The organism is Alicyclobacillus macrosporangiidus CPP55 (genome assembly GCF_000702485.1).
Taxonomy (GTDB): Bacteria; Bacillota; Bacilli; order Alicyclobacillales; family Alicyclobacillaceae; genus Alicyclobacillus_H; species Alicyclobacillus_H macrosporangiidus_B.
The window spans coordinates 3,028,945-3,048,578 of record NZ_JNIL01000001.1 but is presented as its reverse complement, the minus strand read 5'-3'; the positions used below and the strand labels follow the sequence as shown (position 1 = coordinate 3,048,578).

Genomic DNA, 19,634 nt, shown 5'->3' with positions numbered 1-19,634 from the left:
GCCGGGCTCATCGCCGTGCGGCACCGGCCGCCCTGTCTTCGTCCTCGCCGAAGACCTTCGCCCGCAGCTTGTCTTCCTTCTGCATGGCCTGGTAGAACCTGCAGAAGGACGAGACGGGGCAGATGTCGCACTTCGGCTTGCGCGCCGAGCACACCTTTCGCCCGTGGTGGATCAGCCAGTGGTGCGCCTGCGACCACAGCTTCTGCGGGATGCGCTGGCACAGCTGGCGCTCTGTCATCTCCGGATTCATGCTGTTGGCGATCCCGATGCGGTTCGCGACCCGCTGCACGTGCGTGTCCACCGCGATAGCCGGGATCCCGAACGCGTTGGAGACGACGACGTTGGCAGTCTTGCGCCCGACGCCCGGCAACTTGACCAGTTCCTCCTGAGAGGCGGGCACCTGGCCGTTGTACTTCTCCAAAAGCATCCGGCTGGCGGCGATGATGTGCTCCGCCTTGGCCCGGAACAGCCCTAGTTCTTTGATGTCTTCTTGCAGTATCTCCGGCGTGAGGCGCGCGTAATCCTCCGGAGTCTTGTATTTCTGAAACAGCCGCGCGGTGACCTGGTTGACGCGGGCGTCGGTGCTCTGCGCAGACAACATGGTGGCGATCAGCAGTTCAAACGGATTGCTGAAGTTCAACGCGCACTTGGCGTCGGGATAGGCTTCCTCGAGCTTGACCAGCATGCGGCGCGTGTCGGCGCGCGACAACAGGTGATTCATCCCCGAACCTCGCTTTCCCCGGAACTGTCCGGCCCGGGCACCACTTGCCAGCGGGGCCGGAACGCCTGGCGCTGGAGGCGCGGATCCCCGATGCGCTCGAGCAGCACCTCCCGCGCCAAAGGCACCTGGATCTCCGCATCCCGCGCCCGCCGAAACAGGTCGAAGACGGGCGAAAGCCACAGGTACTCGCAGGTGATGACGCGGTAATCCCGGCCGGACTGGATGGGTTCTCCGCCCACCCGGATCTCCTCTATCCTCATTCTCTCAGATCCAGGTGCCTGGGACAATGTCACGTCCGCGTTGGCCAGGGAAAGCCATCCCACCACGCCCCCGCGAAACCCGAAGCCAAATCCCGGCCGGTGGTAGACCTCGGGCTGCACCGATTGCGTCAAGAGATCGCGGATGTCCTCGCCCGTGAGGGTCAAGCACACGGGACGGGTCGGCGTGGAACAGGCTCCGAGCATGTGCTTGACGCGCACCGGACCCGGCAGCAGGCTCGCCGTCAGGGCGCCGCTCATCATGATACCGAGATCGCACGGATACCGGTCGAACAGGGCGTCGACCAGCAGGTTGGCGAACGGGGATTCGCGGTCAAAGGCGACCGGGAGGCGGGTGGGCAGCCGGGCCACCATGCGGTCCAGCTCCGACTCCACGTCCGGCAGGTAGCCGCGATAGGCGGAGAGCATGGCGGTGTCCAGCGGATCGTGCGGATCGACCGGGACGGGCTCTCCGCGGACTGCCCGGACGCGGCCTATACGGGGATCGTAATCGATCACGGTGTGGCCGAACACCAACGCGTGCTTACCCGGTTGAAAGATGTACGTGTCCCCGATTTGTTCCGCACCCTCCATGAAATGGTGGGTGTGCCCGCCGAGGATCACGTCCACCCCCTGGACCTGTTCCGCCAACCGGCGGTCCGCCCCGAGGCCGAGGTGGGACAGCAGGACGACGACGTCGCATCCGGCCGCCCGCAGCGCCTTGACGGCCCGCCGCGCGGCGCGGTGGGGCGCATGCACATCGACGCCGAGGCGCTGGTAGGAGGTGCGGTAGTCCGGGGTCAATCCGAACACGCCGAGCCGGACGCCGCCGCAGTCGTAGATCTGCCAGTCGCGCAAGAACGGCAGCGGGTCTCCGCCGATGGCCCGGATGTTGGTGCCGAACGCGATGGTGCCGCTGCGCGACACCAGCCGGGGCCATTCCGCCACCGGGATGGTCAGCCCCTCGTTGTTGCCGAACACCCACCCGTCGTAGCCGAGCGCATCCATCAGGGCAGCGTTCACCAGGCCGCGAGTGGCCTCGGTCTCCGGCCGCACCCGGTCCAAGACGTCACCGACGTCGAAGGTCAGCACCCACTCGCCGCTGGCCCTGGCCTCGGCGCGCAGACGGCGCAGCGCGGCGCCCGCGCGCATGAAGTTTTCGAGCTGGCTGTGCACGTCATTGGTGTGCAGCAGATGGATCCGCACCGGCTCACCTCGCCCCGCCCGCTTGGCCACGGCCGGCTTCTTCCCCAGTTTATGCGCTCTCGGCGCCGTCAAGCCCCAACGCAGGCGCGACGCGGGTCAGCGCCTCCGTGACGAAGCGGATATGTTCATCCAGGTCGACGCCCAGTTCCTCGGCGCCGCGGTACACGTCCTCCCGGTTGACACCTTTCGCGAACGCCTTGTCCTTGAGCTTCTTCTTCACGCTCTTGACCTCGACGTCCGCGATGTTGCGCGTCGGCCGGACCATCGCCACCGCCATGATAAACCCGCACAGCTCGTCGCAGGCGTACAGCGCCTGGGCCATCCGGGTGTTGCGGGGCAGGTGATTGTAGTCCGCGTGCGCCTGAATCGCGTAGATCACGTCCTCCGGATAGCCGAGCTCCCGCAGGATGCGCGCCCCGACGACGGTGTGCTCGTGCGGCATGCCCGGATAGCGCTCGTAGTCGAAGTCGTGGAGAAGCCCCGTGATGCCCCATTTCTCCACGTCCTCCCCGAATTTCTCCGCGTAGGCGCGCATCGCCGCCTCGACGGCGTACGCATGCCGGCGCAGGGACTCGCTCTGGGTATACTCGTGCAGCAAGGCCAACGCTTCCTCGCGCGTCTTCACGCCTGAAACACCTCCGTCTGAGTCAACTGATACAAAGGTTTCAAAGCTCGAAACGCCTCTTCCCAAGCGCCGGTACCCCATCCTGGGATCTCCGTCTGGGTCCCCGCCTTCCATTGTACCGATTTTCGCAATCCAATAGACAATCCCTCGGTATGACCTCTCCGTCCACCGCCGAGGCCGATCGTCGAAGCGGGCCCGCGACTCGCCATTGCTTTAATCACTAAACATCTTGCCCCGGGCCCAGGACAGGGTTAGAATGGGTTTCGATCCGGTTCACCCCTGGAGGAGGCCCCGTGATGCAAGCGCTGACCCGTTTTTCCCTGCGCAATCCTGTCGCTGTGTTGTTGTTGGCCCTTCTGGTCGTCGCCGGAGGGATCCTGTCCGCCCTTCGGCTCAACGAGGAGCTGATGCCGGACATCGCCCTGCCGGTGATCGCGGTCGTCACCCCCTATCCAGGGGCGTCGCCCCAGGAAGTGGCCGACCATGTCAGCAAACCGATAGAAGACGCGTTGCGCGGACTGGGAGACGTCAAAAACGTCACCTCCTCCTCCCTGCAGAACGTGTCCGAGGTGGAGTTGGAGCTGAACCTGGACGCCAATCTGGATGACGTTCAGCAGAAGGTGCACGAGACGCTCCAGCAGGTGAAACTCCCTGAGGGGGCGATGACCCCCACCGTGCAGAAGTTCTCCTTCAACGCGCAGCCGGTCGTGTACTTCACCGTGGCATCGGCCCGGCAGGACGAACGCGCCCTGCGCGACGCCGTCCACGATCTCATCGTCCCGGCCCTGCAAGGGGTTCCCGGCGTCGCCTCTGTCCAGACCGCGGGCGGTGCGCCAGATGAGGTGCGCATCCAGGTGTCGCAGGATAAGCTGCGACAGCACCACCTGACCTTGGAACAGGTCCTGCAGGCCATCCAGGCGTCCAATGTGACGATGCCGCTTGGCACCGCGACCCTGGGCGGCCAGGTGCAAGCGGTCCAGATGGCGGGGGCTGTGCGGAGCCTGGACGATATCCGCAACATCCGCATCCCCCTGCCGGCCGATCCCTCCGCCGGGCTGTCGGCCATCGGCGAGAGCATCGGCCAGATGGGGCAGGCGGTGGGTCAGGTGGCGCAGGGCCTGGGACAGGTCGGCCAAGGACTGGCGGTGGTGCAGGGTGAGACGCAGATCCTCGCCGCCCTTCAGCAGATCCAGGGTCAGATCTGGGGCACCCAGCTGGCGCTCGCCCAAGAGCAGGCCCGCCAGCCGGGCGCCCAGAGTCCGCAGCGCGTGGCCGAGCTGACAGGGACCCTGCAGGCGCTGCAGCGGGAACAGGACGCCCTCAACCAACGGCTGAAATCCCTGCAGGAGCAGCTTCCGCCGGCCTCCGCCAGTTCGCCGCGGCCGTCCCCCACCCCCAAGACACCTGCGGCACCGTCAGCGGCCGAGACGGCCTCCGGCCCTTCGTCGCTCGATTCCGTGCGCCTCGGGGACATCGCCGACGTGACGCTGGCGCCGCCAAAGGATGGCGCCATCAACCGGACGGACGGCCAACCCAGCGTGATGGTCAGCGTCCTCAAGGCGGAGGACGCCAACACCGTCCAGATGGCCGACGGCGTCAACGCACAGTTGGCGGACCTCTCCAAACGCCTGCCCGCAGGCGTGCACATTGTGCCACTGTTCGACTCGTCCACCATGATCCGTTCGTCCATCGGCGGCATGTTGCGGGAGGCGGTGCTCGGCGCCCTGTTCGCCGCCGCCGTCATCCTGCTGTTCCTGCGCAACTGGCGGACGACGGTCATCGCCGTGGTGTCGATCCCGCTGTCCCTGATGTGCGCCATCATCCTGTTGCATCAGTTGGACATCACGCTGAACATCATGACCCTCGGCGGCATGGCCGTCGCCACCGGACGGGTCGTGGACGACAGCATCGTCGTGATCGAAAACATCTACCGCCACTGGCGGCAGCACCGCGGCGAAGGGAAGGCACTCGCCCTTGCCGCGACGCGCGAAGTGGGCGCGGCCATCACCGCCTCCACCATCACCACCATCGCCGTGTTCCTGCCGCTCGGGTTCGTCAGCGGGATCGTCGGCAAGATCTTTTTGCCCTTTGCGCTCACGGTCGTCTGCGCGCTGGCCAGTTCGCTGTTGGTCGCGTTGACGGTGGTGCCGCTCCTGGCCTGGCTGCTGGTGCTGAGGGCCCCCGAGAGCGCTCGCGATGCGGACGGGCCGGCCGCAGAACGGACGCCGGAGCAGGCGGAGGACACCGCCATGGATGCGCCTTCCGCGGTGTCCGCACAGGCGGGAGCCGCCGGCGGCCAGCGGGTCCTCCGGCCTTGGCAGCGCGCCTATCAGCGCTTCCTCAACACGTGTCTCAACCACAAAGCCGCGGTGCTCACCGTCACGGCGGCGGCCTTCGTGGGCTCGGTGCTGATTCTGCCCTTGGCGGGCAGCACCTTCATCCCGGAATCCCGGGAGAAGTTCGCGACCATCCAGGTGGAGCTGCCTGTCGGGACGCCGCGGGACGCCACCGATGCCAAAGCGCGCCAGGTGGAACAGGTGGTGCGCTCGTTCGGAGACACCGTGCAGCAGATGAACACGCAGGTCGGTTCCGACGCCGGACAGACCGACTCGGACGGAAGCGTGCGCAGCGCCAACACGGCCAGCCTGTTCCTCGAGCTGAAGCCGGACACGGACGTGCCGGCGTTTGTCGCCAAGCTGCGGGATAAGTTGAAAGCCATCGCGCCGCCCGCCGACATTCAAGTGAAAGAACTCATCTTGGGCGGCGCGAGCGGATCGTTCGGAGTCGTCGTCACCGGTTCGAACCCGGATCACATCGCCCAAGCCGCGGACGCCATCACCGATGCGCTGGGCGGCCTCCCGGGGCTCGCCAACGTCCAGAACAACCTGGCGCGCACCCAGCCGCAGGTGAACATCCAACCCGATCCGGCCAAGGCCGCGCCGTACGGGCTGACCGCATACGCCATCGCCTCCCAGGTTCGCGCCGCGCTCGCCGGAGAGGACGCCGGACAGGCGACCCTCGACGGCCGCACGTACGCGGTGGTGTTGACGCTACAGGGCCCGCGTGACCCTCAGAAGTTGGAGGACATCCGCTCGTTCCAGCTGGAGACGCCGACCGGCCAGCGGATCGCCCTGTCCGACGTCGCCACCGTACAAGAGGTCCAGGCGCCGGTGACGGTACTGCACCGCAATGGGGCCGCGTTCGCCGAGGTGACCGGTGACTTCACCGACCAGAACACCGGGCGCACCACGAAGCTGGCGATGCAGCGCATTCAGTCGCTGGCGCTGCCGGCGGATGTCGACATCCAACTGGCCGGAGACGCCCAGGAGCAGAACGACAGCTTCTGCCAGCTGGTGGAGGCCACCCTCATCGCAGCGGGCCTCGTATACCTGGTGATGCTCGTGTCGTTCGGAGAATGGACCGCGCCGTTCGCCATCCTGTTCTCCATGCCGGTGGCGCTCATCGGCGCCTTCGCAGGAACCGTGATCGCGCGACAGCCGGTCAGCGTCTCGTCCCTCATCGGGATCCTGATGCTGATGGGCATCGTCGTGACCAACGCCATTGTCCTGGTGGATCGCGTGGAACGCCAGCGCCGACAGGGCCTTGGCGTGCGAGAGGCCCTGCTCGAAGCGGGCACCACACGCCTGCGGCCCATCCTGATGACGGCCATCGCCACCATCTGCGCCCTCATCCCGCTCGCCCTCGGCTTTGCCGAGGGGGCGCTGATCTCCCAAGGGTTGGCGGTGGTGGTCATCGGCGGGCTGATCAGCTCCACGGCGCTCACCCTGGTGGTCGTGCCGGTGGTGTACGAGATCCTGCACCGGCGGGCGCGGCGGCGGGAGTCCCTGGCGATGCGCCCGAACTTCGGCTGACGCGCCGGGCGGCCGCCTGACGGCGGAGGATGCGGTCTATCCGGTGGCGCAGGTTGTCCGCCACCTCGCGCCACCGCGCCGCCTCTTCGTCCGCCACCCGGGCCAGCGCCGACGCGCGTGCCCACGCCTCCCACGCCCACCGGGCCGCCGCCTCGAAGTCGCCAGCCCGGTGCTCGAAGTGCTTCGCCAGTTCCACCAGAGGCGGGACCGCTTGCGGATACACCGCCGCCAGTTCCAGCCAGATGCCCACCGCCTCCGCCCATTCCCCGTGCCGTTTGTGAAACAAGCTTTTCAGCCAACGGGCATCGTAGCCGGCGTCCGGGCTCGCGGCCGCCCCCGTGTAGCAGCGGGCGGCGAGATCGTACGCCTGCCACGCGTCGTACCAACGGGCGAGCGCCAGCCACTCCTCTGCCCCGCGGGCCGCCTCGCGCCCCGCCAACAGATCGGCCACGACCACCAGCAGGACAGCGAGGCTGCAGACGTCGGCGGCGTTGTGCTCGAACACCGGCTCCACCCAGTCCGCCCGGCCATCCTCCAGCCACGCGAAGTAGCGCGCAGGCGCCTCGCGGCCCGGGAGATCGTCCACCCGGCGAATGCCGAGCACCCCGACTTCTACATCGGCCAAGGCGACCCGGCCGAGACGCCTGCGCCACAGGCGGCGGCTGGCGTGGATGAGGTCCGCGTGGGCGGCCGCCATCCGAGGCAGCCGCCACAGGGCGAGCCGCGCCTGCAGGAGCGGCCAGTCGAACGACTTGCCGTTGAAGGTCACTACCACGCTCCCGGGCGCGAAGTGATCGGCGGTCAGCGCCGAGAGCAGGTCGGGTTCGCCGGCGTGATCGGCCAAGAAGTACTGATGCACGGCCAGCTCGTCGCCCTCGATGCGGGCGACGGCGTGCAGGAAGGGGACGTTGCCCGCCCCCTGGCCGAGGCCGGTGGTCTCCGTGTCGTAGAAGCGCAGCCGCTCCGGCGGCAACTCGTCTACACCGAGGACTCGCGCCGCCGCGGACAAGTCGCATCGCGCCAGGTCGGCGAACTGCCGACGGCCGTGCACCGTCAGCAGGTCGTAGCGCAGGGTCCGATGCCAGAACCCCCCGGAGGGATCCCCCGGGCGAAACCCGAGCGCCCACAGGCCCTCCCGCCACACCGCCGCCTCGGGCCCCTCCGTCGGCGCCGTCCCGGCGGCCGACGGCGCAGCCGCTTCACCCGCGGTGTCTCCTCCCAGGCAAGGGGCGGCCGTACCCGCTTCCGCCTCCCCGGGGTCCGCTCCGCCGTCTCCCGCATCCGCTCGCGCGGCATCGCCGCTGTCCGCCCCGTCCGGCGCGGCCTCTGGGTGGCGGCGGCCGACGGATCGCTCCAATGACGCCAAACGCTCCAACAGGGATCTCGCCATCCACTCCCCCTCCGTTCAATCGGCCGCCTCGGCGGTGCGGCTTTCGTCGATGAGACGCAGCACCAGGACCTTCGCCCTGTGGTCGCCTCGACCCGGCCCGATGCACGACGGACACCCGGCCTCGCACGGGCAGTCCGCCACCATGGCGCGGGCGATGGCGAACACCGGATCCGTGTCGCGGAACACCCGCTCCGCCAGGCCGACGCCGCCCGGATACGCGTCGTACAGGTACAGAGTCGGCTGGCCGTCGAGCGGATCGCGCACCTCGGCCGCCCAGTGCAGGTCGCCGATGGCGCACATGCAGTGAAGGGCGGCGGCGTGGCGGAGGACATGCGCGAGGCCCATCAGGGCCGTCTCCCACCGCTCGTTGTCCCATGGGATGCTCCGCTTGTCCCACCGGCACCAGTAGCCCACGGTGTGCAGCTCCGCTTCCGGTAAGTGGATCTTGCCCCAGCCGAGGTTCTCGTGCGTGTCAAATTTGATCTTCTTGAACAGGGTCGGCACCGCGTTGACCATCAGCTCGCCCGTATGGTGCCGGGCCGCGGCGCCGGCCGGCTTGTCCGCCAGCACGTCCAGCACCTGCAATCGGACCGCCAACTCCGCGTCCGTGTAGTAATCCACGTCCACCTGGCGGACGTACGCCTTGCCGTTCTCGAGATCCAACCGCTCGACCTGGTACGGCCGCGATTGGTGCAGGTAGATGGCCTCCTCGTGCAGCGTCGTCAGCGCGCTGAAGCGGTCCGTCTCGCCGATCACCTGCGGCCGCGCGGCCGTCTGGTCGATGATCACCACGTTGTCCTGGGCCGCACTGCGCAAGGATACGTTGTGGCTCGGCAAGGAATCGGACATCCAGAAGTACCGCCCGTCACGGCCCTGGTGCAGAACCCGGTGGTGGGCCAGGTATTCCAGCAGCTCCCCCGTCGTCTCCACCCCGAACCGCTCCTCCGGCGAAAAGGGCAGCTCGTACGCTGCGCATTTCAGGTGGTCGGTGAGGATGAGCAGGTTCTCGGGGTACAACCGCGCCGCTTCCGGTACCCCCTCGAGGATGTGCTCCGGGTGCTGGACCATGTACTGGTCAATGGCGGACGCATTCGCGATGAACAGCGCCACCGACACTCCATGACGACGACCCGCGCGGCCGCTCTGTTGGCGGAACGAGGCGATGGTGCCCGGGTACCCGACGGTGATGGACGCCTCCAGGCTGCCGATATCGACCCCGAGTTCCAACGCATTGGTGCTGACCACCCCAAGGATTTCGCCGTCGCGCAACCCCCGCTCAATCCGCCGCCGTTCGTTCGGCAGATACCCGCCGCGGTAACCAAAGACGCGATCGCGCAGCCGCTCCGGCACATCCGCCTTCCAGTAGGTGGCCAGCAGCTCCACCTGGGTCCGGGTCTTGACGAAGGCGATCGTCGAAATGCCTTCCCGCACCAGGCGGGTCCCGAACCGGCGTGCCTCGAGCAGCGACGACCGGCGAAGGCCCAGTTCCGGCTGGACGAGGGGCGGGTTATAGAAGATCGTGTGGCGCTCCCCCTGGGGCGCGCCCGATTGATCCACCACCGCGACCTCCTCCCCCGTCAACTCGGCGGCGAGTTCCCCCGGGTTGGCGATGGTGGCCGAACAGAGGATGAAGACGGGGTCACTCCCGTAATGCCGGCAGATGCGGCGCAGCCGACGCACAACGTTGGCCACGTGGCTGCCGAAGACACCGCGATAGATGTGCGCCTCGTCGATCACGATGTAGCGCAGGTTCTCGAACAACCGCAGCCATTTGGTGTGGTGCGGCAAGATGGCGGCGTGCAGCATGTCGGGATTGGTGACGACGATGTGCCCCGCCTCCCGGATGCGCTGGCGCGCGTGCAACGGCGTGTCGCCGTCGTAGGTGAACGACTGCACCGGCGAAGGCAGACGCCCGCACAGCTCGTGGAGTTCTGCCACCTGGTCCTGGGACAAGGCCTTGGTGGGGAACAGGTACAAGGCACGCGCGGTCGAGTCCTTCAGGATGGTGTCGATGACCGGCAAGTTGTAGCACAGCGTCTTCCCGCTGGCCGTCGGGGTGACGACCATCGTGTGGCGGCCGGCGTGGACCGCCTCCAACGCTTCGGCCTGGTGCGCGTACAGCTGCCGGATGCCCCGGGCTTGGAGCGCAGCGCGCAGGTCCGCGTGCACCCAGTCCGGAATGGCGCGAAACCGGGCGATGCGCGCGGGTTCCACGTGCCAGTGGGCGACGTTTCGCATCATCTCCGGTGTCCGGCGCCACTCGTCGAGCAGCGTGGCGAGGTTCATAGACTGCCTGCTCCCCCCTTCGCTATCAAGTGATTCTCCAACGATCGGCGAACTCCTGTTCGTTTGATCAAGCCTGGAGCCTGAACCCCCAAGGGTCCGAGCTGAGCCGATCCCTACGATTTTTTCGTCGACCAGGTCACGATCCCGCGGGTCGTTCATAGGATGATCCTGAGAATGCTAACCCGCGTGGCCGTATGAATCTCGTACACGCTGGACATAAAGTATAGTACCGAGATAAGGGAGGAATTTCCTTGACCAGCGCAGAGAAGTGGATCACCCGTTCCGATGCATGGACGCCAGAGGATGACGAACGACTGGCGGCGATTGTCCTGCACCACATTCGCACCGGCAGTACGCAGCTCCGCGCGTTCGATCAGGCGGCCGCCGAACTCGGCCGAACCGCGGCGGCGTGTGGGTACCGCTGGAACGGTGTACTGCGCAAACACCGCCGTGAGGAGATAGAAGCCGCCAAACAGGAGCGCAAAGCCGCGCAGAAAGCGGCTTCGACGCGCGCCGGCGGATCTTCGGCGGGCCGCAGTCATGCGATGACGGTGACGTCCTCCTCTTCCATGCGGGAAGTCATTCTCTTCTTACAGACGTATGACGAGCAGTACCAGCACCTGCGCCGGCAGGTGGCGCAGTTGGAGCAGGAGAAAAGCCAGCTGGAGCAGCGCGTACAGGAACTGGAGGCGCAGCTCCAACGGCAGCCGGTCCTGGAGAGCGGGCCCCTGACCCCCGAACAGTTGGCAGAGGACTCCCGGACCCTGTTCGCCATCATGGAGCGGGCGCGCAAGCTGTTGGAGGCCGACGCCAACAAGACGACGGAGTGAGGTCGCCTTGGGCAAGCGAGGCGAACGGGCCTTGACGGTTTTGGGCCAGGCGGGTCAACTCGGCGGCCGCCGCGAGGGCGGCCTCGACCCATGTGGCCGGGTATGCAGTGCGCCGGGCATCGAACTGGTCGGCGTCGAGCAGCCGTACGCCGGAGGCATCCACGTAGACGTCCAGGTCCAGATCGTGAAACTGGACGGTCCGCGCCTTGGCGTCATACACCGGAGGTGTGATCACGTTGCAGTAATATTCGATCCCCTCCGGTTTACATAGCCGGAACACCTGGTAGTACCGATCCGGCCAAAAAAGCGCCACCACAGGATAACCGCTCGACCACGAGCGCCCATCCGCCTCGAGGACGGACGCCCCGGGCGGGATCCAGAACACCCACGGCTCGGCGGTCTCCTCCGCGTGTGTCCACGTGCGGTGCGGGAGGCCATTCCCCCGCAGGCTGACGAGCATCACCGCGCAGGCTCCCCCTTCCGGTCCTGTGCCTGAGCCGGTTCCTGAGCCGGTTCCTTCTCCACCTCCGGGATCGGCAGAAAATCGACCAACAGGCGGATGCGCAGCAGCGACTTAATCCCGATCAACACAATCGGGCCGAGGAACAGGCCCAAGACGCCCATCAGCTTCATCCCCACATACAGGGCGAACAGCGTGGACAGGGTGTCGAGCCCGACGGACTCGGCGAGGATCTTCGGTTCCACCAGGTGACGGATGAGCGAGATGGCCAGCTGGATCACCAGTACCTTGAGGGCCAACGCCACGTCGCCGATCAGAAGGGCGCCCAGCATCCACGGTACGGTCATGATGGCCGACCCGACCACGGGCACCAGGCCGGTGAGGCCGAAGAGGATGCCGAGGATGACCGCGTACTTGATGCCCGCGATCCACATGCCGATCACGCCGAGCACCGCGGACATCAGCATCAGCACCACCTGCACCCGCAGGGTGCCGAGAAAAGCGCGCATCATATCTCCCGCCACGACTTGGACCTTGTCCCCCCACCCCGGCGGCAGCAGACGCAGGAATCCGCGGACCATCCGTTCCCGGTGGACGAGCATGAAAAACGTGGCAATCAGGGCAACGGCGGTGACGAACAACGACTCCGGAAGCTTGGTCACCGAGTCAATCACCCAGCTGGCCAGACCGGAGAAGAACGTCTCCACCGACGTGACCGCCTCCGACGCGGCGGATTCAATCTGGTTGGTGACGCTGGGCGGCAGCTGGCCATACCAGGCCCGTCCGAGTTCGATCTGCTGGGCCAGCCACGCCTGCACCTCGTTGAAGTACATGGGGACGCTCGAAGACCACAACGCCGCCTCTCGGGCGACCTGCACCACGACGTAGATGGAGAGGGCGACGAACAGGAGGACGATGCCAGCCATCACCACCGTGACCGCCAAAGTCCGCGGCATTCCGCGGCGCTCCAACCAGCGCACCAACGGCCACAGCAGGATGGCGAAAAATGCACCCGCGACGAACGGGAGGATGTACGGCATCAGCCACACGAACAACAAGGCCGTGATACTGACCAGGCAGAGCAGAGAGACGACTTCCACGAGCCGCCAGAGGTACCTTTTCATCAACGCTTGTTGGCGCGGTGACGCCACCTTCGAGTCCCGCCCTTTCCGTCCAGCCGGTGAGCGTGGAGGATTCTCCGCTGCAGAACATTCAGTGCCGCATCCACACGGAGGTTTCACCGAGGCCTTTTGAGGATGCGCCTTTTGGCGATAAACCCAGCCGCCGCCAGCGCGACGGCCAACACGAACCACGCGGCCGCCCACGCGCCCTGTTCCAACGCCAGACAGGCGCTTCCGGCGGCAAAACAGGCCATGGTCGCGATCGCGAGAAAAAAGTACGCGATCTTCGCTGTCCGAGACACTCGCACCGCTCCCATCGGCGGCCCGGAGGCGGCAGATCTGCAACCTTCGGCCGCTCCGTGTGCCAAGGATTCTACAACAGGATGATACCACAAAAAACAACCCGCCTCGTTCAGGCGGGCAGATTCCCGGTTCCGTCCGTATGCACTTGCCTCGGGGCAGGGCGCCCCGTGACCGGCGTGATCCGCGTATGGTGCGAAACGGCGGTTTAGGCGCTGGCGAAACTCGGCAGTTCCCGGCTCACCGCCTGCCAGGCCTGTTCCGGATGGACGGCCAGCAGTACCCGATGCGCCCCGCAGCGACGGTAGATGGCTCGGCGCCTTGCATCCTGCGTCACCACCAGGACATTCGGCACGCCGGCGTCGTGCAGCGCCTGCACGATCAACGCCGTGCGCACCAAATCCCCTGGATCGTGCACCAGGGCGGCGTCGAACCTTTCATCCGCCACTGCACGGCGAACGTCCGCGCGGTGGCCTTGCACCTTCAAAACATCCTCGCCAAACCACCGGACCAAACGGGGGCGGTATTCGTCAAAGCAGTCGAGCACGCGGACTGCGAGCCCGCGTTGTTTGCTTCTGGCGACATACATGCGTGACTCCTCACCGAATGCCGCGATCAAGATCTTCGGCATCACAGGCGGTCACCACCCGATCATGATAGCGCTTACATTCACATTATACACCGGCTCCCCGGAAGTGGCTAGAGGGATGCACCGGGTCGTGGCCAAAATGTGTGGAAGACATCATCCGGAGTCGGCAGCGGGAGAACCCGAGGAAGGAAGACCGGCCCCGCGCAAGCGCTCCAGGCTGGCGGCCAGGGCTTGTCCGTATTGGAATGCCTCCTCCCGGGCCCGCCTCGGATCTCCAGCGGCCACCGCATCGTACAGCGCCCGGCAGAAGGCAGTCCCTGGACCACGGTCTCGAATGGCCAGCCGGATCACGCTGCGCAGTCCCTCCTGCAAGACGCGCACGACGTTCTCCATCAACACATTGTCGGCGCACGCGGCGAGGCACACGTGAAAGGCCAGTTCAGCCGCGACCGCCTCTTCTTGATCCGCGAGCGCGCACTCGAGTCGGAACAAAGCCTGGGCCAAGACCCCCAGGCGCTGCGCTTCCGAACGTTCGGCGGCCGCCGCGGCGGCACCTGCCAGCACCACCGTCTGCAGTTCTACCAATTGCCGCGCGTCGCTGAGCGACAACAGCACGGCGGCATCCAGCGGCTCCATCCACATCTCGACGGAAGCGGTACGCACGAACGTGCCGTCCCCGTGGCGGAACTCTATCAAGCCCTGTCCGCGCAACGCGCTCAGCGCCTCCCGCACGGTGGCCCGGCTGCACCCGAACTGCTCGGCCAACTCCCCCAAGGGCGGCAACCTGTCGCCGGGCCTCAACAAGCCCTGTTCAATCTGGCTTCGGATGGCGTTCGCGATGCGGTGGTACAACTTCAGCTCGAGAGTCCTTCGCTGCTCGGCCACCCCGGCCACCTCCACGCCAGTGAAGTTCGTCGGAAGACCGGCGAAATCCTGCGCCCTGCTCCAGGTTCGGAGGCGGGCAGGGTCACAGGCACACCGAAGAGGTAGACAAGTAGACCCGGACAAAATCTACCTTTTCGGAGGATTCGTACCACCATCGGCCGGCGTATACTGGACCTCAGCTATCGATCGAGAGTGGTTGGAACTGATCTTGGCCGCCAAAGCCATCGGGCTGACGGTACAGGAGGTGCGCTCGTTCTTGCATCAAGGAGGGCGCCAGACGATGACAGGCGGGGGCGTTTCCTTGTCCGCCCCCGCCCATCCCGGTGCATCCCCTGATCCGGTTCAGGAACCTTTGACGACGATGTTGACCAGGCGGCCGGGGACGTAAATCTCCTTGACCACCTGCTTCCCTTCCAACCACTCGGCCAGCTCCGGCAGCGCGCGTGCTGCCTCCAGGGCCTGCGCCTGGGAGGCGTCCGCAGGCACCACAACCCGAGCGCGCACGCGGCCGTTGACCTGTACCGCGATCTCCACCTCGTCGTCTTTCAACCACTTGTCATCGTATCGCGGCCACTGGGCGGTGAACACCGACTCCCGATGGCCCAGCCGCTCCCACAGTTCTTCGCCCAGATGCGGGGCAAAGGGGGCGATGGTCACGGCCAGGGTCTCCAGCGTGGCGCGGTCCAACCCGTTCTTGGACTCGTCGCTCAACTGGTTCACATACTCCATGAACGCGCTGACGGCCGTGTTCAGCCGGAAGCTCTCCATCCGTTCCGTCAGCGACGCGATGAAGCGGTGACGCAGCTTCTCCAACGCCGGCCGGGTGGGACACGGGTCGTCCACGTGTGCCATCACCAGGCGGTACAGGCGGCCGAGGAACCGGCTGACCCCCTCCAGGCCGTTGGTGCTCCACTCCGCATCCTCCTCGGGCGGGCCGACGAACAGTTCGTACATGCGCAGCGCATCCACGCCGTGCTCGGCGATGATGTCGTCCGGGTTGACCACGTTGCCCTTCGACTTGCTCATCTTCGCGCCGCCCAAGGTCAGCATCCCCTGGTTGAACAGGTGCTGGAACGGCTCGTCGAAGTCAATCAGCCCGAGGTCGTGGATCACCTTCGTGAAAAAGCGTGCGTACAGCAGATGCAGCACCGCGTGTTCCACGCCGCCGATGTACATATCCACCGGCAACCAGGCGTTCGCCTTCTCGCGCGAGAACGGCTCCTGGTCGTTGTGTGGATCAGGATACCGCAGGAAGTACCAACTCGATCCCGCCCACTGCGGCATGGTGTCCGTCTCCCGCCGCGCAGGGCCGCCGCATTTCGGGCACGTGGTGTTCACAAACGACTCGATGGCCGCCAGCGGCGACTCGCCCGTCCCCGTCGGCTCGTACCGCTCCACGTCCGGCAGCCGCACCGGCAGCTGCTCGACCGGCACCGGCAGCGTCCCGCACCGGTCGCAGTAAATGATGGGGATCGGCTCGCCCCAGTACCGCTGGCGCGCGAACACCCAGTCGCGCATCCGGTACGTCACCGCCGCCTCGCCCAGGCCGCGCTCCTTCAGCAGGTCGACGATGGCCTTCTTCGCTGCCTCGTTGTCCATGCCGTCAAACGGCCCCGAGTTGACCAGCCGGCCCGGTCCCGTGTACAGGGCGGGGCGTCCGTCCGCTCCTTCTGCCGGGGTCGATCCGCTCGCCTCCGCCTCCCCTTCCACCGGCGCGACCACCTGCACGATCGGCAGGCCAAACGCCACGGCGAACTCGTAGTCCCGCTCGTCGTGGGCCGGCACCGCCATGATGGCGCCCGTGCCGTAGTCCATGAGCACGTAGTCCGCGATCCAAATGGGGATCTTCTCCCCCGTCAACGGATGCACCGCGTACGCGCCCGTGAACTCGCCTGTCTTCGTCTTGTCCACAACCTGGCGCGCCACCGACGACTTCTTCAAGGTCTCGCGGACGTACGCCTCCACCGCGTCGCGCCGGTCGGGCGTCGTGATCCGCTCCACCAAAGGATGCTCGGGAGCCAATACCATGTACGTCGCCCCGTACAGCGTGTCCGGCCGGGTGGTGAACACCTCAATCTCGGCCCCCTCCACGCCGTGCACGGCGAAGCGGATGCGCGCCCCCTCGCTGCGGCCGATCCAGTTGGCCTGCATGCGCTTGACCTTGTCCGGCCAATCCAGGCGCTTGAGATCTTCGAGCAGCCGGTCGGCGTACGCCGTGATGCGCAGCATCCACTGGTTCATCTCTTTCTTGGTGACCTCCGACCCGCAGCGCTCGCACGTGCCGTCGATCACCTCTTCGTTCGCCAGTCCGGTCTTGCAACTCGGGCACCAGTTGATGGGCATCTTCTTGCGGTAGGCCAAGCCCCGCTCGAACATTTTCACGAAGAAGAACTGGGTCCATTTGTAATACTCCGGATCGCTGGTGTTGATCTCGCGATCCCAGTCGTACATGGCGCCGATCTCCTGCAGCTGGCGCTTGAAGTTGGCGATGTTGTTGGCTGTCGACACCGCAGGGTGGATGCCCAGCTTGATGGCCGCGTTCTCCGCCGGCAGCCCGAAAGCGTCCCATCCCATTGGGTGCAGCACGTTGTATCCCTGCAAGGTCTTGTACCGGCTCCAAACGTCGGAGATGGTGTAACCCCGCCAGTGCCCGACGTGCAGCCCGCTGCCCGACGGGTACGGGAACATGTCCAGGCAATAATACTTCGGCCGCGGGCTGTTCTCGTCCACCTTGTGCGCCCGCGTCTCTTCCCAGCGGCGCCGCCACTTCTGCTCCAGCTCATGCGGACGGTATTCCGGCTGCGGGCGCCCCGCGCCCGGTTCCGCCCCGTCCGGGGTGTTGTAGGTCGTGACCTGCTGCCTCGTTTCCAACGTCTCCGCCTCCGTTTCACCCGATAAAATCCAAACGCCTCCCGTCCAGGTTAGGACGAGAGGCGCATCCCGCGGTACCACCCAACTTGGCCCTTATGATAAGAGCCCACTCCAGCCGATAACGCGGGCCGCGGCCCGCGGTACGGTTACAGGTTCCCGCGGGCACCTCAGAAACGAGTTCACGGCGCCGGTCCGTCCGGTTCGCACCCGCCACCGGCTCTCTGCACGGGCGGCCGCCGCTACTGCTTTCCATCATCGGTTTTCAAGGGATAACATCCCATGATCCGTTTGTGAAATTGATGTTGAATATTATAAAACGTACCGCCGGAAGCAGCAAGGGGCACGCTCGCCCGAGCCCGATGTGCCCCCGCCTGTGGCCTGACGCCCGCTGTCACCGCCGGTCGGACTGCAGGATGCCGAACAGCCGCAGCACGAACAGGAACAGGTTGACGAAGTCCAGGTACAGGGACAGGACCACCCACGGGACCATCTCGTCGGACAGCCCCAGGTGGACGATGCGGTTGACGTCGAACAGCACATACCCGACGAACACCGCGATCCCGAGGACCGAGTACACCAGCCCCATCGTGCTGGAGAACGGCAGGAACAGGGAGACCAGCCCCATGATCAAGGGCGCCAGCAGCCCGATGAACAGAAAGCCGCCGAGGAACGTGAAATCAAAGCTCGACCGCGACGCCACCGCCGCCGCGACCAAAAACGCCGCGGCACTCACGGCGAGCGCCTTGACGACGGGCGCCGGTCCGATGTTCACCAGGTAAAAGTTGATGGGCTGCCACAGCGCAGCTCCGAACACGAAGGTGAACGCCAGGACGAACGGCATGCCCACGGCGCGCCTGCGCTGAATGAACATGGCGGCCACGAGCATCACCAATCCCACCAGCAGCAAGATGCCGCTGACCGCCGGCGGCATGTAGCTCCCCGCGTACACGCCGGCCGACCCCGTCAAAAGGCTTAGAAACAAACCGAAAAACACGCGGCTCATCACGTGGTTGCGCGTCATCACGTACGTCTGCATCTCAACCTCACCCCTTCACGAAAGCGTCGTATTTAACGCCCTCAACACCAATTTTTCATATACGCGCGGCCAGGGCAAGTCCCCCAACGCCTCCCGCCGGACCACGCGGTATCTCTCCGGATCCGCCGCGGCTGCCGAAGGGAGGCCAGCAACCGGTCGAAACAGGCGCACCGACCACTCCAGGTGCGTGAAGACGTGTCGCTCCTGAGCCAACTCGACAAACGTCGGAGACATGCCGTCCGCGTCCGGAAACACGTCGTGCAAGCGTCGGGTGAGCGCCTCGCGCGGAATGGAACGGTCCGCCAAGCCTTCTTCCTCGTCCAATTCGACGGCCGGAAGCTGCCACAGGCCGCCGAGCAATCCATCGCGCGGGCGTTGCTCCACCACCACCCCCGCCTCCGTCTCGCACCACAGCGCGAGCACCGTCACCTTCCTCCGCGGCCGTTTCGGTGCGCGCTTGGGCAGCGTCTCCGCCGTACCCGCCCGGTGCGCCGCACAGCCCTCCCGGACCGGACACTCGGCGCAGCGGGGCGATCGCGGTGTGCAGACGACCGCCCCCAACTCCATGAGGGCCTGCGTCAATACGGCCGGTTGGGCTTCCTGCAGCCAGGCGCCGACCTGGCGCTCGATGGCCCGGCGCACCTCGGGGAGGTCCACCGGCTGGTGCAAGTTGTGCAGACGCGCCCATACGCGCAGCACGTTGCCGTCCACCGCCGGTACGGGTTGATTGAACGCGATGCTGAACACTGCGCCCGCCGTGTACGGCCCGACGCCCGGCAGGGCGCGAAACAGCTCGACCTGCTCCGGGATTCGGCCGCCGTACCGCTCGGCGACCTGTTTTGCCGCACGGCGCAGGTTGCGGGCGCGGCTGTAGTAACCCAGTCCTTGCCACAGCTTGAGGACTTCTTCCTCGGACGCGGCGGCCAGCGCGCGGATGTCTGGAAACCGTTCAAGGAACGCGCGATAGTACGGGATGACCGTCTCCACGCGGGTCTGCTGTAGCATCGTCTCGCTGACCCAGATCCGGTACGGATCCTGCGTCTCGCGCCATGGCAGATGGCGGTGATGGCGTTCGTACCACATGGACAGTATATGAGGGAACGGCCATCCCCTTGCCATGCCGGCCAACGGCGCCGGCAAAACCGGTTCGAGCATGTTTCACGCTCCTGTGGATCATCTTTTCCT

16 protein-coding genes and 1 other annotated feature are annotated in these 19,634 nt (G+C 66.3%); of the genes, 3 read left to right on the top strand and 13 right to left on the bottom strand.

Features of this window, described 5'->3' with window-relative positions:
- Positions 1-7: 7 nt before the first annotated feature.
- From nth to N687_RS0115130, 3 genes are read right to left on the bottom strand one after another with little or no spacing between them, the layout of a single operon-like run.
- Positions 8-721 carry an endonuclease III gene (nth, locus tag N687_RS0115140; RefSeq protein WP_197029294.1) on the bottom strand — a complete coding sequence of 238 codons (714 nt, stop codon included), beginning with the start codon at positions 719-721 and terminating at the stop codon, positions 8-10.
- Complete coding sequence (locus tag N687_RS0115135; protein ID WP_231493495.1) at positions 718-2,214, bottom strand: bifunctional metallophosphatase/5'-nucleotidase; 1,497 nt, start codon at positions 2,212-2,214, stop codon at positions 718-720. The genes nth and N687_RS0115135 overlap by 4 nt, the downstream gene beginning before the upstream one ends.
- Positions 2,215-2,233: 19 nt before the next feature.
- Entirely contained in the window at positions 2,234-2,809 is a 576-nt protein-coding gene (locus N687_RS0115130; protein WP_029422656.1) for an HDIG domain-containing metalloprotein, read from the bottom strand.
- A gap of 296 nt (positions 2,810-3,105) precedes the next feature.
- Here N687_RS0115130 and N687_RS0115120 point away from each other — a divergent pair, with 296 nt between their 5' ends.
- The gene (locus tag N687_RS0115120) at positions 3,106-6,681 is read left to right on the top strand and encodes an efflux RND transporter permease subunit (RefSeq protein ID WP_051663308.1); all 3,576 of its coding nucleotides are present in this window, start codon (positions 3,106-3,108) and stop codon (positions 6,679-6,681) included.
- Here the strand turns inward: N687_RS0115120 and N687_RS23295 are convergent.
- Both N687_RS23295 and N687_RS0115110 read right to left on the bottom strand, forming a co-directional pair.
- Positions 6,590-8,071, bottom strand: coding sequence for a ribonuclease H-like domain-containing protein (locus tag N687_RS23295; protein WP_029422654.1), 1,482 nt, complete (start codon positions 8,069-8,071; stop codon positions 6,590-6,592). The two genes, N687_RS0115120 and N687_RS23295, sit on opposite strands and share 92 nt — an antisense overlap.
- Before the next feature lie 15 nt (positions 8,072-8,086).
- Complete coding sequence (locus N687_RS0115110; protein WP_035462374.1) at positions 8,087-10,357, bottom strand: DEAD/DEAH box helicase; 2,271 nt, start codon at positions 10,355-10,357, stop codon at positions 8,087-8,089.
- Between the two features lie 251 nt (positions 10,358-10,608).
- Here N687_RS0115110 and N687_RS0115105 point away from each other — a divergent pair, with 251 nt between their 5' ends.
- Positions 10,609-11,187: a transcriptional regulator gene (locus tag N687_RS0115105; protein ID WP_051663306.1), complete on the top strand. Its 579-nt coding sequence runs from the start codon at positions 10,609-10,611 to the stop codon at positions 11,185-11,187.
- Here N687_RS0115105 and N687_RS21320 read toward each other — a convergent pair.
- The 5 genes from N687_RS21320 to N687_RS0115080 form a co-directional block, all read right to left on the bottom strand.
- Positions 11,132-11,647, bottom strand: a complete 516-nt coding sequence (locus N687_RS21320) for a DUF402 domain-containing protein (protein ID WP_231493627.1) — start codon at positions 11,645-11,647, stop codon at positions 11,132-11,134. The genes N687_RS0115105 and N687_RS21320 overlap by 56 nt on opposite strands.
- A complete protein-coding gene (gene ytvI / locus N687_RS0115095) occupies positions 11,647-12,798 on the bottom strand; it encodes a sporulation integral membrane protein YtvI (RefSeq protein WP_231493494.1) in 1,152 nt (383 codons plus the stop codon). The genes N687_RS21320 and ytvI overlap by 1 nt, the downstream gene beginning before the upstream one ends.
- 86 nt (positions 12,799-12,884) lie before the next feature.
- Positions 12,885-13,070 carry a hypothetical protein gene (locus N687_RS0115090; RefSeq protein WP_029422649.1) on the bottom strand — a complete coding sequence of 62 codons (186 nt, stop codon included), beginning with the start codon at positions 13,068-13,070 and terminating at the stop codon, positions 12,885-12,887.
- Between the two features lie 206 nt (positions 13,071-13,276).
- The gene (locus N687_RS0115085; protein ID WP_029422648.1) at positions 13,277-13,699 is read right to left on the bottom strand and encodes a hypothetical protein; all 423 of its coding nucleotides are present in this window, start codon (positions 13,697-13,699) and stop codon (positions 13,277-13,279) included.
- A 111-nt stretch (positions 13,700-13,810) separates the two neighbouring features.
- Positions 13,811-14,542, bottom strand: coding sequence for a FadR/GntR family transcriptional regulator (locus tag N687_RS0115080; protein ID WP_231493493.1), 732 nt, complete (start codon positions 14,540-14,542; stop codon positions 13,811-13,813).
- On the opposite strand from N687_RS0115080, the gene N687_RS23290 reads away from it, so the two are divergent.
- Positions 14,484-14,930, top strand: a complete 447-nt coding sequence (locus tag N687_RS23290) for an anti-repressor SinI family protein (protein ID WP_081841716.1) — start codon at positions 14,484-14,486, stop codon at positions 14,928-14,930. The two genes, N687_RS0115080 and N687_RS23290, sit on opposite strands and share 59 nt — an antisense overlap.
- On the opposite strand, the gene leuS is transcribed toward N687_RS23290, so the two are convergent.
- The 3 genes from leuS to mutY form a co-directional block, all read right to left on the bottom strand.
- On the bottom strand, positions 14,885-17,320 hold the full coding sequence (gene leuS / locus N687_RS0115075; protein WP_029422646.1) for a leucine--tRNA ligase: 2,436 nt from the start codon (positions 17,318-17,320) through the stop codon (positions 14,885-14,887). The two genes, N687_RS23290 and leuS, sit on opposite strands and share 46 nt — an antisense overlap.
- Positions 17,321-17,461: 141 nt before the next feature.
- Positions 17,462-17,678, bottom strand: a binding site (T-box leader).
- Between the two features lie 126 nt (positions 17,679-17,804).
- The gene (locus tag N687_RS0115070) at positions 17,805-18,449 is read right to left on the bottom strand and encodes a Bax inhibitor-1 family protein (protein ID WP_029422645.1); all 645 of its coding nucleotides are present in this window, start codon (positions 18,447-18,449) and stop codon (positions 17,805-17,807) included.
- Between the two features lie 15 nt (positions 18,450-18,464).
- A complete protein-coding gene (gene mutY / locus N687_RS0115065; RefSeq protein WP_231493492.1) occupies positions 18,465-19,604 on the bottom strand; it encodes an A/G-specific adenine glycosylase in 1,140 nt (379 codons plus the stop codon).
- Positions 19,605-19,634: the final 30 nt, after the last annotated feature.

Coding starts and splice junctions, on each gene's coding strand:
- nth (WP_197029294.1), bottom strand. CDS start 721: ATGAATCACCTGTTGTCGCGCGCCGACACGCGCCGCATGCTGGTCAAG.
- N687_RS0115120 (WP_051663308.1), top strand. CDS start 3,106: ATGCAAGCGCTGACCCGTTTTTCCCTGCGCAATCCTGTCGCTGTGTTG.
- N687_RS23295 (WP_029422654.1), bottom strand. CDS start 8,071: ATGGCGAGATCCCTGTTGGAGCGTTTGGCGTCATTGGAGCGATCCGTC.
- N687_RS0115110 (WP_035462374.1), bottom strand. CDS start 10,357: ATGAACCTCGCCACGCTGCTCGACGAGTGGCGCCGGACACCGGAGATG.
- N687_RS21320 (WP_231493627.1), bottom strand. CDS start 11,647: ATGCTCGTCAGCCTGCGGGGGAATGGCCTCCCGCACCGCACGTGGACA.
- N687_RS0115085 (WP_029422648.1), bottom strand. CDS start 13,699: ATGCCGAAGATCTTGATCGCGGCATTCGGTGAGGAGTCACGCATGTAT.
- N687_RS23290 (WP_081841716.1), top strand. CDS start 14,484: ATGGCGTTCGCGATGCGGTGGTACAACTTCAGCTCGAGAGTCCTTCGC.
- N687_RS0115070 (WP_029422645.1), bottom strand. CDS start 18,449: ATGCAGACGTACGTGATGACGCGCAACCACGTGATGAGCCGCGTGTTT.
- mutY (WP_231493492.1), bottom strand. CDS start 19,604: ATGCTCGAACCGGTTTTGCCGGCGCCGTTGGCCGGCATGGCAAGGGGA.